We start from the raw sequence: 14,262 nt of genomic DNA on the forward strand, positions 1-14,262 counted from the left end.
TAATTCGGAAGTGCTCGGGACATTCGGCTCCAGGTCGGAAACGCCGTTGCACCGCCTGTGGGGAGGAAACCGATCCAACGCGCGCAGCGCCTTTCTGCGAATCCCCTCGGAAAGGCCGGGGCACACCCGTGCGCGAGTGATCCGGATGTGGACTCGAAATAGGAGGTGAGGTCCGATGACATCGACTCAGGAACGCGACGACCTTCTGAGCGAACTGGGCTTGGACGCACAGAACACCGCGGCGATCGGCCGCGTGCTCGGTACCGGCAACATCGAGCGGGCGACCGAACGCCCCGACGGCACGATGGAAGCGACCATCCGGATCAACGAGGACGAGATCGCCTGGGACCCGGCGATCCTCGTGCTGCCCCACGGCGGCAAGGTCGAGCTGACGGTCATCAACGATGACAAGAACACCCACGCGTGCCTGCTGCCCAGCAACGGCGACAAGAAGTTCCTGTGGCTGCTGAACCACTCCAAGGGCAGGGCGACGCTCGACCTGGATGGTCCCGGCTACTACTGGTACAGCTCGCCCGGCGGCAACGACGAGGGCCGCGGCCTGACCGCCGCCATCGTCGTGCTCGGCGAGGTCCCGCCGGAAGCCCGTCTCGACCGCCCCGACCAGCCGCGCCGGTGAAAGGAACGAACAGATGACCATCGAGTACGTTGACGCAGGTGAGGCGATCGATCACGGTGCGCTGAGCGCCGTGTCCGGCACCGCCCCGGCGGTCACGGACAACATCGACTACGACCGCATCCTCAACGCGCGCTCCGAGTCGCACAACTGGATCACCTACTACGGCGACTACGACGGCAAGCGCTTCAGCCTGCTGGACCAGATCAACACCGAGAACGTCAAGCGCCTCGGCCCCGCCTGGATCTTCCAGGCCGGCACCTCCGGCCAGATCGCCGGCGCCTCGACCTACGCGTTCGAGACCTGCCCGCTGGTCGTCGACGGCGTCATGTACGTGACCGGGTGGGACGGCTGGTTCTGGGCGCTGGACGCCAAGACCGGTGAGCAGCTGTGGCGCTACAAGCACGCGGTCCCGTTCGACGTCTCGCTGTGCTGCGGCAACGTCAACCGCGGCTGCGCCGTGGCCAACGGCAAGGTCTACTTCGTGACCCCCAACGCCCACCTGCTGGCGCTCGACGCCACCACGGGCAAGAAGGTCTGGGAGAAGACCATCGGCGACGTCCGCGCCGGTGAGAGCGCCTCGCTCGCGCCGCTGGTCGTCAAGGACACCCTCATCACCGGCAGCGCCGGCGGCGAGTTCGGCGTCCGCGGTCACATCGACTGCTGGGACCTGGAGACCGGCGAGCAGCGCTGGCGCTGCTACACGGTCCCGAAGCCGGGCGAGCCCGGTTCGGAGACCTGGGGCGACGCCGAGGCCAACGCCTGGGCCCGCGGCGGTGCCAACCACTGGGTGACCGGCACCTACGACCCGGACACCAACCTGTACTACGCGGGAACCGGCAACCCGGCCCCCGACTTCGACGGTGAGGTGCGCCCCGGCGACAACCTCTACACCGACAGCGTCGTCGCGGTGAACGTGGACACCGGCAAGATCGTGTGGCACTACCAGTTCACCCCGCACGACCTGTGGGACTACGACTCGACGATGGAGATGACCCTCTTCGAGCGGGACGGGAAGAAGCTCCTCGGTCACTTCGACAAGAACGGCTACTTCTTCGTCCTCGACCGCACCAACGGCGAGCTGCAGCACGTCACGCCGTTCGTCGACCGGATCGACTGGGGCACCATCACCCGCGACGGCAAGGTGACCCCGCGGAAGTACCCGGACAAGGAAGGCGAGCCGGTTCACTTCTACCCGGGCCCGGCGGGCGCGAAGGAGTGGACGCACGCGGCGTACAACCCGAACCGCGACCTGTTCTACGTGCCGGTCGCGGACGTGGGCGCCACCGCCACCCGTCGTCGTCGTGAGTTCAAGGAAGGTCAGCCCTACTGGGGCGCGGCCGTCCAGGTGGACATCGACAACATGGCCGGGTCGGTCAGCGCGTTCGACTCCCACGGCGTCGAGAAGTGGCGCTGGCGCAACCCGCACCCGATGGCCTCGTCGGTGCTGGCCACCGCCGGTGACCTCGTGTTCGCCGGTACCCCGGCGGGCGAGTTCATCGCGCTCAACGCCCAGACGGGCGAGGAGCTGTGGAAGTTCCAGTGCGGCAGCGGCCACCACGGCAGCCCGATGACCTACTCGGTCGACGGCAAGCAGTACGTCGCCGTGCCGGTCGGCTGGGGCGGATGGCTCGAGGGCATCATCCCCGGCATGCTCGGCGCCGGCCACGGCTCCGCCCTGATCGTGTTCGCGCTGCCGGACTGATCGGGATCAGCAAGACGGAGTGAAGCAGGGAGGCTCCGGCCGGGCGGTGTGCGTGTGGACGCACCGCCCGGCCGGACTCAGCTCGCACCCGCTTCCGCGAGACCACAGCAACGGGAGGATGCGTTGGGTGAACAACGACGCGTTGTCGGGATCAAGGGGGACCGCCAGGTCCTGTTCGACATCGCCGAGGTCATCGTGGCCGAAGCCGTCGGGAGGGCTGTGTGGCTGAGGACCGACCTCGGACGATTCCGGTGCGCCACCGATGGGATAGACAAGATCGATGACAAGTACGCGTCCTGCGGATTCGTGCGGGTTCACCGCAGTTATCTGGTGAACCTCAACCGCGTTCGCGAAGTGTCGCGCAAGGACGGTGGGGAGCTGGAACTCACCGTCGAGAACTACGGGTGGATCGTTCCGGTGTCCCGCCGGCGGGCCAAGTTCGTCACCGAAGCACTGGGTCTGTAGCGCTTTCGGTCGTCTTCGGCCTGCACCTGCACGTCGCCGCACCTGTTCCGAGGCTCCAGGCGCTCCCCTGCGCTGGGGGTGGGTCTCGGGGCGGGTGCGGCTTTTTCGCGTTCCCGTCCCCGCTTCCGTGCGCTCACCGCGGTGCGGATCCGGAGTCCGAGCGGGAGTGAAAAGCACGTGCATTTTCCTGATGGCCAAAGAATACGCGTACTGTTTGGGCGACGCAATGGGTTTCGAGCCCTCCACGTGCGTTCCCCCCGTTTGCGCTCGCGTGAGAACCGTTCGTGCGCCGGCCGTCCCGGTTCGTGCCGAAATCGTTGACGCACCAATGGGTTCGGGGCAGCCTGGGAATCCGATACGCGTCCTCGCGGCGGCTCGAAACCGCAGGTACGAGCAAGGACGGCAGAACCTCCGCGCGGTCACCCTCGCGCAGTCGAAGAATCTCAACCCGGCACTGGTAGTGCCTCACGCTGGGAGGCGTAACGAGACATGGCCACCTTGAACGAAATCGCGCGCGAAATGGTCTCCAACCGGCGCGGAATCCTCGCCGCCGACGAGAGCATCGGGACGATGTCGTCGCGTCTGGAGAGCGTCGGTGTGGCGGCCTCCGACGAGAACCGCCGCGTGTACCGCGAGCTGATCGTCACCACGCCCCAGCTGGTCGACTCGATCAGCGGCGTCATCCTGGCCGATGACACCACGCGCCAGAAGCTCTCCGACGGCCGCACCTTCCCGCAGGCCCTCCAGGACATGGGCATGCTGGCGGGAATCAAGGTCGACACCGGTGCCAAGCCGCTGGCCGGCTCCCCGGACGAGAAGGTGACCGAGGGCCTCGACGGGCTGCGCGAGCGCGTTGCCGAGTACGTGAGCCTGGGCTCGACCTTCGCCAAGTGGCGCGCCGTGATCACCATCGGCGACGGCATCCCCACCGAGCGCGCGGTGCGCGCCAACGTGCACGCGCTCGCCCGCTACGCGGGGCTGTGCCAGGAGGGCGGGCTGGTCCCGATCGTCGAGCCGGAGGTCCTCATGGACGGCTCGCACTCGTTGGCCCAGTGCCAGCAGGTGACCCGCGCGGTGCTGCGGGTGCTGTTCGACGAGCTCGACCTGATGAAGGTGCGGCTCGACGGCATGGTGCTCAAGCCCAACATGGTCGTCGCAGGCAAGAACTGCCCCGAGCAGCCCGGCGTCGACCTGGTCGCCCAGACCACCGTGGACACGCTGCGCGACACGGTTCCGGCCGAGGTGCCGGGCATCGCGTTCCTCTCCGGTGGCCAGAGCCCCGAGCTCGCCACCCGGCACCTGGGGGCCATGCAGAACTGCGGTGACCTCCCCTGGGAGCTCACCTACTCCTTCGGGCGCGCCCTGGTCGGGCCCGCTCTGGAGACGTGGCGGGGTGACAGCGCCAAGTGGGCCGACGCCCAGCAGGCGCTGTCGGTGCGCGCCGTCGCGAACGCCGCGGCGCGCTGAGCAACCCGGACCGCGGCGACAAGGTGCACCGGAACCGCAAAGGAGCGGATTGTGACCACATCGGACACTGCAACGGACCGTGAAAGACCTGCCCACCGAGAGCCCGAGGAGGCGACGGGGCCGCTCGCGGGCGACCCCGCGCTGATCGGCGTCCCCACGTTCGTGGTGGGCTCGATCGCCTTGGGCATGACCCTCGTCGGCTTCGTCCCCGCGGAGGCGGTCGGAGCGCCGGTGGCGATCATCCTCGCCGCCACCGGTCTCGGCCAGCTGGTGGCGGCCCTGTGGGCGGCGGCGATCGGCCAGAGCGCCGTCGCGTCGATCTTCGGGACCTTCGCCGGGTTCTGGCTCAGCTACGGGTTCCTCGTGCTGGGCCTGACCCACGGCTGGTTCGGGGTGCCTGAGGACAGCGCCACCGCCACGCAGGTGTTGTTCCTGACGTCGTGGTTCATCGTCGTGGCACTGCTGACGGCGGGGACGTTGCGCCTGCCCAGCGCCTACACGCTGCTGTTCGCGCTGATCGCGGCGGCGTTGGGGCTGGTGCTGCTGGCCACGGCCCAGGACTCGGCGCAGCTGAAGACCATCGGCGGGTACGTGGTCTTCACCTTCGCCACCCTGGGCGCGTACATGTTCCTGCACGTGTTGTCACTGGCCACGGGCGGCCGAGGGCTGCCACTGGGCCGCCCCCTGCGGGGCCAGTGAACAGGAGCGCGGAGGCGGCCCCAACCCACCGCCTCCGCGCTTCCCCCCACATCCACGCCCTGTGGGGGAGCGGAAGACCCCGGTTTTCGTCCCCGCGAAAACCGGGGTCTTCGACGCTCGGCCCGACACGCCCGGGCTCGGCTCGGGTCGCGATCGGGTCGTGCGGTCACCTCCCGTGGGTCTCCCAGCAGTCCTCGCCGGTGACGGCCTCGGCCCACAGGCGCATCCGGTCGTGGCAGCGGCGGAACTGGGTGTAGACCGAGCTGCCGCGGACGAGCTGTTCGAGGTTCTCGTGCCGGTCGCGCGCGACGTGCCGGTCGTCGCCGACCCGCGCCCGGGTCCCGCCGTCGGAATCGGTGGATTCGAGGAGGGTGACGAGGTCGTGCCGGGCGTGCTCGTGGGTCATGGTGGCGATCCAGTCGCACACGTCGCCGGGTGACAGCAGCACGGACTCGGGCAGCTGGGCCAGGCGATCGTCGCGAGTGGTGACGGTCTCGAACGGGTCGTCGCTGGAGACCTCGACGTAGGCGTGCCAGTGGATGCCGCGCCGCAGCCACTGGTCAGGATCCTGGAGCAAGTGGAATCCTTTCGGGAAACGGGGATCCCCGTTCCGGCACCGCGTCGAGGTGGGGTGGACGGCACCGGTCCGGAGCCTGCTGGACCGCGCGGATCGGGTTGAACCGCACGACCGTGCCCGGGGCTCCCCACCACCGATACCGCAGCGAATCCCCGTCGCCACGGGTGACGCCCCCCGCAGGACCCGATCGGGTGGCCCGTTACTGGAGCATTGGGGTGATTTTTCGAGCCTCCGCGCCCCTCGTTTCTCATTCGGAATGCGCAATTCCGCTTCGCCGTCGACGAAAGCGGTAACGGGTGACGATGTTTCGCGTTCTCCGAATGGAACAACGCTCATTGGTACGATCTTCCGCCACTGTCCGTGGCCTTCGAAGCAGCCGCCTCGGTGGCGGTTTCGGCCCACAGCCGCCGACCTCGGCCACAGGGCATGTGGGTGCGGGCGGAGTCGCCCCGCGCAAAGACGGTCGAGGTCCTCGTTCCGGTCGTCGGTGACGTGGCCGTCATCCCCGATCCGACCACAGCCTCGACGACCACCCCACTGCGCCCCGGTTACCGAAGGACCACGCCGCCCCACCCCGGATTACGCCCGTATTCGGGACCCGGATCACGCCCGTATTCGGGACCCGGATCACGGCCGTATTCGGGTGGCGGAGTGCGGCCGTATTCCGGTCATCTCCGGTACCTCGGTTCCGGCTGGTGTCGAAAACCCCGGTTTTCATCGTGTGAAAACCGGGGTTTTCGACCGGGTGAACGTGTGGGGGTCGGCTGGAGGGGGCGTGCTGCGGGTTTGGGTTGAGGGGTGGTGGGGGCGTGGTGGTCGTATAGATCTGCTTTTTTGGTGGTTGTGGTGGTCTGATCTTGTGGTGTCCAGGTGTAACGCGGGTTCATGCGGGTTAAACATCAGAGGTATTGCCTTCGGGGTGTGTTGTGGGCCACGATGTGGGCCGCGCTGCTCGTCGACGGTGGCGCCCCCTTCGCCAGGCAACAGATCGGGACACCTATGAAGCGCATCGGAGTGGACGTCGGCGGTACCTTCACCGACCTCGTCCTGTGGGACGACGACGGGAGCGTGACGGTGCACAAGACGCCGTCGACCAACCACGACCCGTCGATCGGCACCATGGACGGCATCGGCGTGCTGGCCGAGCGGGCCGGCATCGACCCGGCCGAGATCGAGATGTTCTTCCACGGCACGACCGTGGCCACCAACATCGTGCTGGAGCACAACGGCAGCGACGTCGGGATGATCACCACCGACGGCTTCCGCGACCTGCTGCACATCGCGCGCAAGAAGCGGCCGCTGAACTACTCCAACTACCAGGACCTGCCCTGGCAGAAGTGGCAGCTGGTGCCGCGCCGCAACCGCCGCGTCGTGCCCGAGCGCATCGACGCCGCAGGTCAGGTCCTCACCCCGCTCGACGAGGACGCCGTGCGCCGCGAGGTGCGGCTGCTGCGGGAACGTCGCGTCGAGGCGATCGCGGTCGCGTTCCTGCACGCCTACCGCAACCCCGCGCACGAGCGCCGCGTCAAGGAGATCATCACCGAGGAGTTCCCGGAGGCCTTCGTCTCGCTCTCCAGCGAGGTCGCGCCCCAGTACCGCGAGTACGAGCGGTTCTCCACCACCGCGCTCAACGCCTTCGTCGGACCCAAGACCTCCAGCTACATCGCCCACCTCGCCGACGCCGCGCGCGACGGGCAGGTCGGCGACGACGTGCACCTGATGACCTCCGCCGGAGGTCTGGTGACCTCCCGCAGCGCCCAGGACAAGCCGGTGTCGCTGCTGGCCAGCGGCGTGGTCGCCGGGCTGCTCGGCGGCTGCGCGATCGGGCGGGCCTCGGGATTCCCGAGCGTCATCACCCTCGACGTGGGCGGCACGTCCGCCGACATCGGCGTGGCGCCCGACGGCCGGCTGCGGATGAAGCACCTGCTCGACACCCGCATCGGCGACTACCACGCGATGGTCCCGATGGCCGAGGTCGACACCATCGGCGCCGGTGGCGGCTCCATCGCCGCCGTGGACGAGGGCGGCATGTTCCGCGTCGGCCCGCGCAGCGCCGGAGCGGTGCCCGGGCCCGCCTGCTACAACCGGGGCGGCACCGAGCCCACCTCCACCGACGCGATGGTCGTGATGGGCTGGCTGCGGGAGGACAGCTTCCTGTCCGGATCGATGGAAGTGGTGCCCGCGCTGGCGGAATCGGCGATCCGCGAGCACGTCGCCGACAAGCTCGGCACCGGCCTGGACAAGGCCGCGATGGGCATCTTCACGATCCTCGCGCACTCCATGACCGAGGCCATCGGCCTGCACTCGGTGCGCAAGGGCTACGACCCGCGCGAGTTCTCGCTGGTCGCGGAGGGCGGCGCCGGACCGCTGTTCGCCTGGCAGATCGCCGAGCAGCTCGGCATCCCGCGCGTCGTCGTGCCCCGGCACCCCGGCATCACCTCCGCCGTCGGGCTGCTCACCACCGACATCCGCACCGAACTGCCCACCACCGTGTGGACCTCGTCCAGCGACCCCGACATCGAGCTCATCCGGCACGAGATGAAGCGGCTCGGCGACGAGGCCCGAGCCCAGCTGCGCGCCGACGGCGTCGCCGACGCCGACATCACCCTGGAGCGCACCGCCGACTGCCGCTACCTCGGGCAGGGCTACGAGCTGCGCGTCCCGGCACCGGACGGGGAGATCGACGCCGAGTGGGTGGCGAAGACCGCCGAGGCGTTCCACGAGATCCACGGCCGCACCTACTCGCAGCGCTTCGACGACAAACCCGTGCAGCTCATCAACATCCGCGTCACCGGCGTGGGCGCGGTCTCCCACGTGCGCATCGGCGAGATCGCCCGGGGCGGCACCGACGCCGCGCACGCGGTGAAGACCACGACGCGCGCGCTGTTCTGGGAACCCGGCTCCACCGAACCGGACTGGCACGACACCCCCGTCTACCGCCGCGAGGACCTGCTGGCGGGCAACACCTTCGCCGGACCGGCCATCGTGGAGCAGTTCGACTCCACCACCATCGTCGGGCCCGGCCAGCGCGCCACCGTCGACCGCGTCGGCCACATCATCATCGAAAGGGCAGCCGCATGACCACGAAACCCATGCCCACCAGCGGTGTTTCGCTCGCCGGTGCCGCCACCCGCACCTGGGACGACGTCGAGGTGGACCCGATCACGCTGCGGGTCATCGGCGGCGCCCTCGACTCGATGGCCAAGGAGATGGCCCAGGTCCTCTACCGGATGGCCTACTCCAGCCTGATCCGCGAATCCGAGGACCTCGGCGCCGGGATCTTCGACGTCAACGGCCGCGAGCTGTGCGAATCGGATTCCACGCCGATGCACTGCGGTTCGATCCCCGCCTACATCCGCGGCATCAACCGCAGGCTCGCCGGGACCTACCGGCCCGGGGACGTCATCCTGCACAACCACCCGTACCACGGGGCCGCGCACTCGCCGGACTACGGCATCGTCATCCCGATCTTCTGGGAGGGCGAGCACGTCGGCTTCGCCGGGTGCACCGGGCACGTCTCCGACATCGGCGGCAACTTCCCCGGCCTGTGCATGGACGTCGTCGACGTCTGGGCCGAGGGCAAGCTGATGGACTCGATGAAGATCTACGACGCCGGCACGCGCAACGACATGCTCATCCAGCACATCCTCGACAACGTGCGCACGCCCGAGCAGAACAGCGGCGACCTCGAAGCGCTCATCGCCTGCGCGCGCATCGGGGAGAAGCGGTTCCTGGAACTGCTGGAGAAGTTCGGCCTCGACACCGTCATGAGCGCCGCCGAGCGGTGGATGGACTACTCCGAGCAGATGCTGCGCGCCCGCGTCCGCGAGATCCCCGACGGCAGCTACGAAGCGCCCATCGGCTACCTCGACGACGACGGCAAGAACCGGGGCGTGCCGCTGAAGGTCCAGGTGCGCGTGCAGATCGACGGCGAGGACGTGCTCGTCGACCTCACCGGCTCCAACGACCAGGTGCCGACCGCGTTCAACGTGCCGTTCGAGGGTTCGGTGCTGCCGGTGGCCGTGAGCGCCATCCGCACGATCCTGCTCGACGAGGCCGTCACCGAGGAGTACGTGCCGCAGAACGACGGCTGCTTCCGGCCGGTGAAGGCGTACGCGCCCGAGGGCACCATCTTCAACCCGAACTTCCCGGCGTCGTGCTTCGCCCGCTTCTCCCAGGTGAACCGGGTCTTCGACGCGATCAACCTGGCGCTGGCGCCGGTGCTGCCCGACCACGCCGTGGCCGGTTCCTCCGCTGCGCTCTGCGCGATCGCCTACTCGGGGCTCGCGCCGGACGGCCGGTCCTACTGGGTCTACATCGAGATCAACGAGGGCTCCTACGGCGGCCGCAACGGCAAGGACGGCATGGACGCCGTCGACTCGCTCATGGCCAACACCCGCAACAACCCCATCGAGGAGCTGGAGCTCAACCACGCGATGCGGGCGCTGCGCTACGAGCTCCGCGACGAACCACCCGCTCCCGGCAAGTGGCGCGGCGGCATCGGCAGCGTGCGGACCTGGCTGATGCAGACCGACACGTTCCTGGGCTCGGAGGCCGACAACCGCAGCGACGCACCCGCCGGTGCGCTCGGCGGTGCCGACGGCGTGTCCGGCTCGTTCGTGCGCAACGCCGGGACCGACCGCGAGGAGGTGCTGTTCTCGAAGGTCACCCAGGAGGTCGTCCGCGCTGGGGAGACGCTGGAGATCAAGCTCCCCTCCGGCGGCGGGTTCGGCGAACCCTTCGAGCGGGACCCGTTCGCGGTGCTCTCGGACGTGTGGGACGAGTACCTCACCGCCGAGGAGGCCGCCCGCGACTACGGCGTCGTGGTCGACACCGACACCTGGACGGTCGACGACGCGGCGACCGCGGCGCTGCGCGCGGGGGTGGCGTCCTGAACGCCGGGGCTCCCTCGGCGGAGCAGGCGGCGGTCGACGACCGGCTCAACACCGTGATCAGCTGGGTCGGCGACCGGACGCCCGCCGCCGAGGGGCCGCTGGCGGGGCTGACGGTCGGCATCAAGGACAACATCGAGGTCGCCGGGGTCCGCTCGACGTGCGCGTCGAAGTTCCTGCGCGACAACGTCGCCGCGCACGACGCCACCGTCGTGCGCGCCCTGGAGGACGCGGGTGCGCGGGTCGTCGCCACCCTCAACCTCGCGGAGTTCGCCGTGGGGGTGACCTCGCAGAACTCGGCGGCGGGAGGTCCGCGCAACCCGTGGGACCTCCGCCGCGTCCCGGCCGGGTCCAGCGGAGGTTCGGGCGCGGCCGTGGCCGCCGGGCTGGTCGACCTGGCGCTGGGCACCGACACCGGCGGCTCGGTCCGGCTGCCCGCGTCGGCGTGCGGGGTGTGCGGGCTGAGGCCCAGCCCCGGTCTGGTCGACACCGTCGGCGTGTACCCGGTGAGCGCGGAGTTCGACGCGGTCGGGCCGATCGCCCGCGACGTGGACCTGGTGGCGCGGGCCTTCGACGTCCTCACCCACCAGCCGCAGCGCCCGCGCGCCCGCCCGAGCGCGATCGGCGTGCCGTCGCGGTTCGTCACCGACGACGTCGACCCGGCGATCGCCGCGGCGGTGTCCGGGCTGGTCGACGAGCTGCGCGGGCAGGGCTACGAGGTTCGCGAGGTCGAGATCCCGCACGCCGAGCAGGCGCAGGACCACGTCTACACGCTGCTGTACCCCGAGCTCGCCGAGATCCACCGGGACCGGTTGCGCACCGCGCCCGCCGACTTCCAACCGGCGACCCTGGAGCGCATCCGCCTCGGCCTGGACATCGGGGAGCGGGCGATGCGCGCCGCCGCCCAAGCCCGCGACGACTTCCGCAAGGACCTGCGCCGCGTGTTCGAGGAGGTCGAGGTGGTGGTGACGCCGACGATGCCGGTGGACGTGCCGTTCATCGACGGCGACGAGTCGGTCATCGCCGAGTCCCGCAGGCTCGGACAGCTGTCCTACCCGTGGTCGCTGCACACCGGGCCGACGCTGTCGCTGCCGGTGGGGTTCCACCCCGGCTCGGGCATGCCGATCGGCGCGCAGCTCACCGCCGCGCACGCCGACGAGGCGGCGCTGTTCGCGGTCGGGCGCGACTACCAGCGCGCCACCGACTGGCACCGGCGGCGCCCGCCGGTCCGCGTCGGTCAGTCCTCTTCGGACGCCCCGCGCAGCAGCCCCATCTCCTTGTAGGTGTCGTTCAACCGGTCCAGGTGCCTGCGCATCTCCGTCATGGCCGTCATCGAGTCACCGCGCTCGATGGCGGCCAGGATGCGTTCGTGGTCGGCGTGCGAGGCGCTCCAGAAGTCGTCGGAGGCGTGCTCGCTGGAGAACCGGTCGTGCAGCACCCGGAACACCGGCGCGCACGCCAGCTCCAGCATGGGGTTGCCCGCGGCGGCCAGGATCTGCATGTGGAAGTCCTGGTCGGCCTCATAGGTCGGGCTGGTGCGCGGCTGCAGCGCGGTCCGCATGGCGGCCAGCTGCTCGGCGCTGCGCTGGTGCGCGGCGGTCCCGGCCGCGTGGACCTCGGTGAGCAGCCGCACGTCCATCAGCTGGTCGACGGTGACCATCTCGGCCACCGTCATCAGCGCCACGCTGTTCTCCACCTGCGTGGTCAACCGTCCCAGGTCGGGCCGCAGCACGAACGTGCCCCCGCCCGGTCCGCGCGTGGTGCGCACCAGGTGCTCGCTGGCGAGGATGCGCGTCGCCTCGCGGATCGTGCTGCGGCTGAACCCGGACTCCTGCATCAGCTCGGCCTCGTTCGGCAACCGCGCCCCGGGCGGCAGGTCGCCGGACAGGATCCGACGCCGTATCCGGTCGGCCACCACCGCGTACGCCGGCAGCTTCACAGACTCGTCCGCACCCTCACCCTTCACGCCCCCAGGCTAACCAAGCCGGTGCCCGCCGCCGAGCTCAACGGCCGGTGAGGCGGGCGGAGACTTCCCGGGCGGAGGACCTGGTGGCGTCGGCGACCTCGGTGAGCAGCGGGCCGACGCGGGTGGTCGGGCCCGCCACCGCGATGACCGCGACGACGCGCCCGCTGTCGAAGATCGGGGCGCCGACACCGCAGATGTCGGGCAACGTCTCGCCGCGGTTGATCGCCACGCCGTTCTCGGCGATCTCGGCCAGCTCGCGGCGGATCTCCTCGCGTCGTGGTAGGTCGGCGAGGTGGTTCTCGCGGAACTGCGCTGAGCTGAAGGCCAGGAAGCACTTGCCGGAGCTGGTCGGGTGCAGCGGGCGGCGCGTGGAGAGCGGGGCCGAGTAGCGGATGGGCTGGGTGGATTCGATGGTGTCGGTGTAGACCACCGAGTCGCCGACCAGCGACGCGAGCATGACGGTCTCGTCGAAGCGGTCGTGCAGCTGCTCCATCGCCGTGCGCGCGGGGCCCGCGACGGTGGGCGGTGCCGCGGCGAGCAGCGAGTTGATCGCCGGGCCGATGATGTAGGCGCCGTCGTCCTCGCGCAGGTAGCCCGTGGCGACCAGCCCCTTGACCAGCCCGTGCACCGAGGAGCGCGGTGCGTCCAGCGCGGCGGCCAGTTCGGACAGCCGCACCCCGGTTCCGTGCGCGGCGGCGAGTTCGAGGATCGTGGTGATCCGCGAAACGGTCCGGTGCGCCTTGGCCGCTCCGGTCTCGGAAGGTGGCACTGCGTTCCTCCGTCGTGCGTGGACACCTCGAACCTAGACCATCACCGCCCGGCGATGGCTCCCGCGGACCGCTGCTCCCGGGTCTCGACGCGTCCGACCTGGTCGCACAGGGCCCCGACACCGATGAACGCGGCGCCGACGACGAACATCAGCGACACCGCCCAGGTCGCGTGCCCCGGCGTGGCGCTGACCAGCGCGAGCGCGGCCACCGGTGCCAGGCCGCCGGAGAACGCGCCACCCACCTCGCGGCCGGTCCCCAGGCCCGACACGCGCGTGCGGGTCGGGAACTGCTGCGACAGGAACGCGCCCTGGGCGCTGAGCATCGACGGGATGACGATCCCGGTGGCGAGGACGAGGGCGACCCAGATCATCGCGTTCTGGCCGGTGTCCAGCAGCCAGAAGAACGGGAACGCCAGCACGGCCGTGGCCGCGGCGCCGATCAGCAGGACCGCCCTGGCGCCCACCGCGTCGCAGATCCGTCCGGCGACCGGCACCGTGACGATGGCGCACGCGCTGGCCAGCGTGATCCCGAAGGCGCCGACGTTGGCGGGGACGTCGCGGAACTCCGTGAGGTAGGACAGCGAGAACGTCTTGAAGACGTAGCTGGCGCCGTTGTAGCCCGCGGTGACGGCCATGACGACCGCCAGACCGCGCCAGTCCGACCGCAGCAGCGTCCGCAGCGGTGCGATCTTCTTCCGGGCGCGGGAGGACTTCTCGAACTCCGGGGTTTCCGGCATCTGGCGGCGGACCCAGAATCCCAGTCCCACCAACGCGAACGTGGCCACGAACGGGATCCGCCATCCCCACGTGTGGAGGACGTCGTCGCTGAGGCTGGTGAGCACGGTGACGGTCAGGGACGACGCGAACAGTCCGATGTTGACGCCCAGCGCGGGCAGCGATCCCCGCAGGCCGCGGCTTTTCGCGTCGGCGTGCTCGTAGGCGACGGCGGTCGCGCTGCCCAGCTCGGCTCCGGCGCCGAGCCCCTGGAGCACCCGCAGCACGACCAGCAGGCGGCGCTGCCAGCCCGATCGACGAGTAGGTGGGCAGCAGTCCGATGAACCCCGACGAGACGCCCATCAGCAGGAAGG

Annotated in this window: 12 protein-coding genes; 8 read left to right on the forward strand and 4 right to left on the reverse strand. The window is 70.0% G+C overall.

What is annotated here, in order from left to right:
* Positions 1-175: 175 nt before the first annotated feature.
* The 5 genes from REH65_RS29950 to REH65_RS29970 all read left to right on the forward strand — a co-directional run bounded on the left by REH65_RS29950 (position 176) and on the right by REH65_RS29970 (position 4,970).
* Positions 176-637, forward strand: coding sequence for an MSMEG_3727 family PQQ-associated protein (locus tag REH65_RS29950; protein ID WP_281456764.1), 462 nt, complete (start codon positions 176-178; stop codon positions 635-637).
* A gap of 13 nt (positions 638-650) precedes the next feature.
* A complete protein-coding gene (locus tag REH65_RS29955) occupies positions 651-2,339 on the forward strand; it encodes a PQQ-dependent dehydrogenase, methanol/ethanol family (protein WP_281456765.1) in 1,689 nt (562 codons plus the stop codon).
* Between the two features lie 54 nt (positions 2,340-2,393).
* Positions 2,394-2,804: a LytTR family DNA-binding domain-containing protein gene (locus REH65_RS29960; protein ID WP_281456766.1), complete on the forward strand. Its 411-nt coding sequence runs from the start codon at positions 2,394-2,396 to the stop codon at positions 2,802-2,804.
* Between the two features lie 489 nt (positions 2,805-3,293).
* A complete protein-coding gene (locus REH65_RS29965) occupies positions 3,294-4,271 on the forward strand; it encodes a class I fructose-bisphosphate aldolase (RefSeq protein WP_281456767.1) in 978 nt (325 codons plus the stop codon).
* A gap of 51 nt (positions 4,272-4,322) precedes the next feature.
* On the forward strand, positions 4,323-4,970 hold the full coding sequence (locus tag REH65_RS29970) for a GPR1/FUN34/YaaH family transporter (RefSeq protein WP_406690101.1): 648 nt from the start codon (positions 4,323-4,325) through the stop codon (positions 4,968-4,970).
* A 166-nt stretch (positions 4,971-5,136) separates the two neighbouring features.
* On the opposite strand, the gene REH65_RS29975 is transcribed toward REH65_RS29970, so the two are convergent.
* Positions 5,137-5,547, reverse strand: coding sequence for a hypothetical protein (locus tag REH65_RS29975; protein WP_406690102.1), 411 nt, complete (start codon positions 5,545-5,547; stop codon positions 5,137-5,139).
* A gap of 921 nt (positions 5,548-6,468) precedes the next feature.
* Between REH65_RS29975 and REH65_RS29980 the strand changes: the two genes are divergently transcribed.
* The 3 genes from REH65_RS29980 to REH65_RS29990 are packed head-to-tail and all read left to right on the forward strand — an operon-like array spanning position 6,469 to position 11,722.
* The gene (locus tag REH65_RS29980; RefSeq protein WP_406690103.1) at positions 6,469-8,628 is read left to right on the forward strand and encodes a hydantoinase/oxoprolinase family protein; all 2,160 of its coding nucleotides are present in this window, start codon (positions 6,469-6,471) and stop codon (positions 8,626-8,628) included.
* Positions 8,625-10,442 (forward strand): hydantoinase B/oxoprolinase family protein, encoded by a 1,818-nt coding sequence (locus REH65_RS29985; protein ID WP_406690104.1) that lies wholly within the window; start codon positions 8,625-8,627, stop codon positions 10,440-10,442. Before REH65_RS29980 ends, REH65_RS29985 begins: the two co-directional genes overlap by 4 nt.
* Before the next feature lie 53 nt (positions 10,443-10,495).
* Positions 10,496-11,722, forward strand: a complete 1,227-nt coding sequence (locus REH65_RS29990) for an amidase (protein ID WP_406690105.1) — start codon at positions 10,496-10,498, stop codon at positions 11,720-11,722.
* Here REH65_RS29990 and REH65_RS29995 read toward each other — a convergent pair.
* Genes REH65_RS29995 through REH65_RS30005 form a run of 3 tightly spaced genes read right to left on the reverse strand, consistent with a single transcriptional unit; the run spans position 11,677 to position 14,175 of the window.
* Positions 11,677-12,405: a FadR/GntR family transcriptional regulator gene (locus REH65_RS29995; protein WP_406690106.1), complete on the reverse strand. Its 729-nt coding sequence runs from the start codon at positions 12,403-12,405 to the stop codon at positions 11,677-11,679. The two genes, REH65_RS29990 and REH65_RS29995, sit on opposite strands and share 46 nt — an antisense overlap.
* A gap of 37 nt (positions 12,406-12,442) precedes the next feature.
* Complete coding sequence (locus tag REH65_RS30000) at positions 12,443-13,174, reverse strand: IclR family transcriptional regulator (RefSeq protein WP_406690107.1); 732 nt, start codon at positions 13,172-13,174, stop codon at positions 12,443-12,445.
* A 41-nt stretch (positions 13,175-13,215) separates the two neighbouring features.
* A complete protein-coding gene (locus REH65_RS30005; RefSeq protein WP_406690108.1) occupies positions 13,216-14,175 on the reverse strand; it encodes an MFS transporter in 960 nt (319 codons plus the stop codon).
* Positions 14,176-14,262: the final 87 nt, after the last annotated feature.

This window comes from Saccharopolyspora sp. ID03-671, assembly GCF_045278815.1.
Classification (GTDB): domain Bacteria; phylum Actinomycetota; class Actinomycetes; order Mycobacteriales; family Pseudonocardiaceae; genus Saccharopolyspora; species Saccharopolyspora ipomoeae.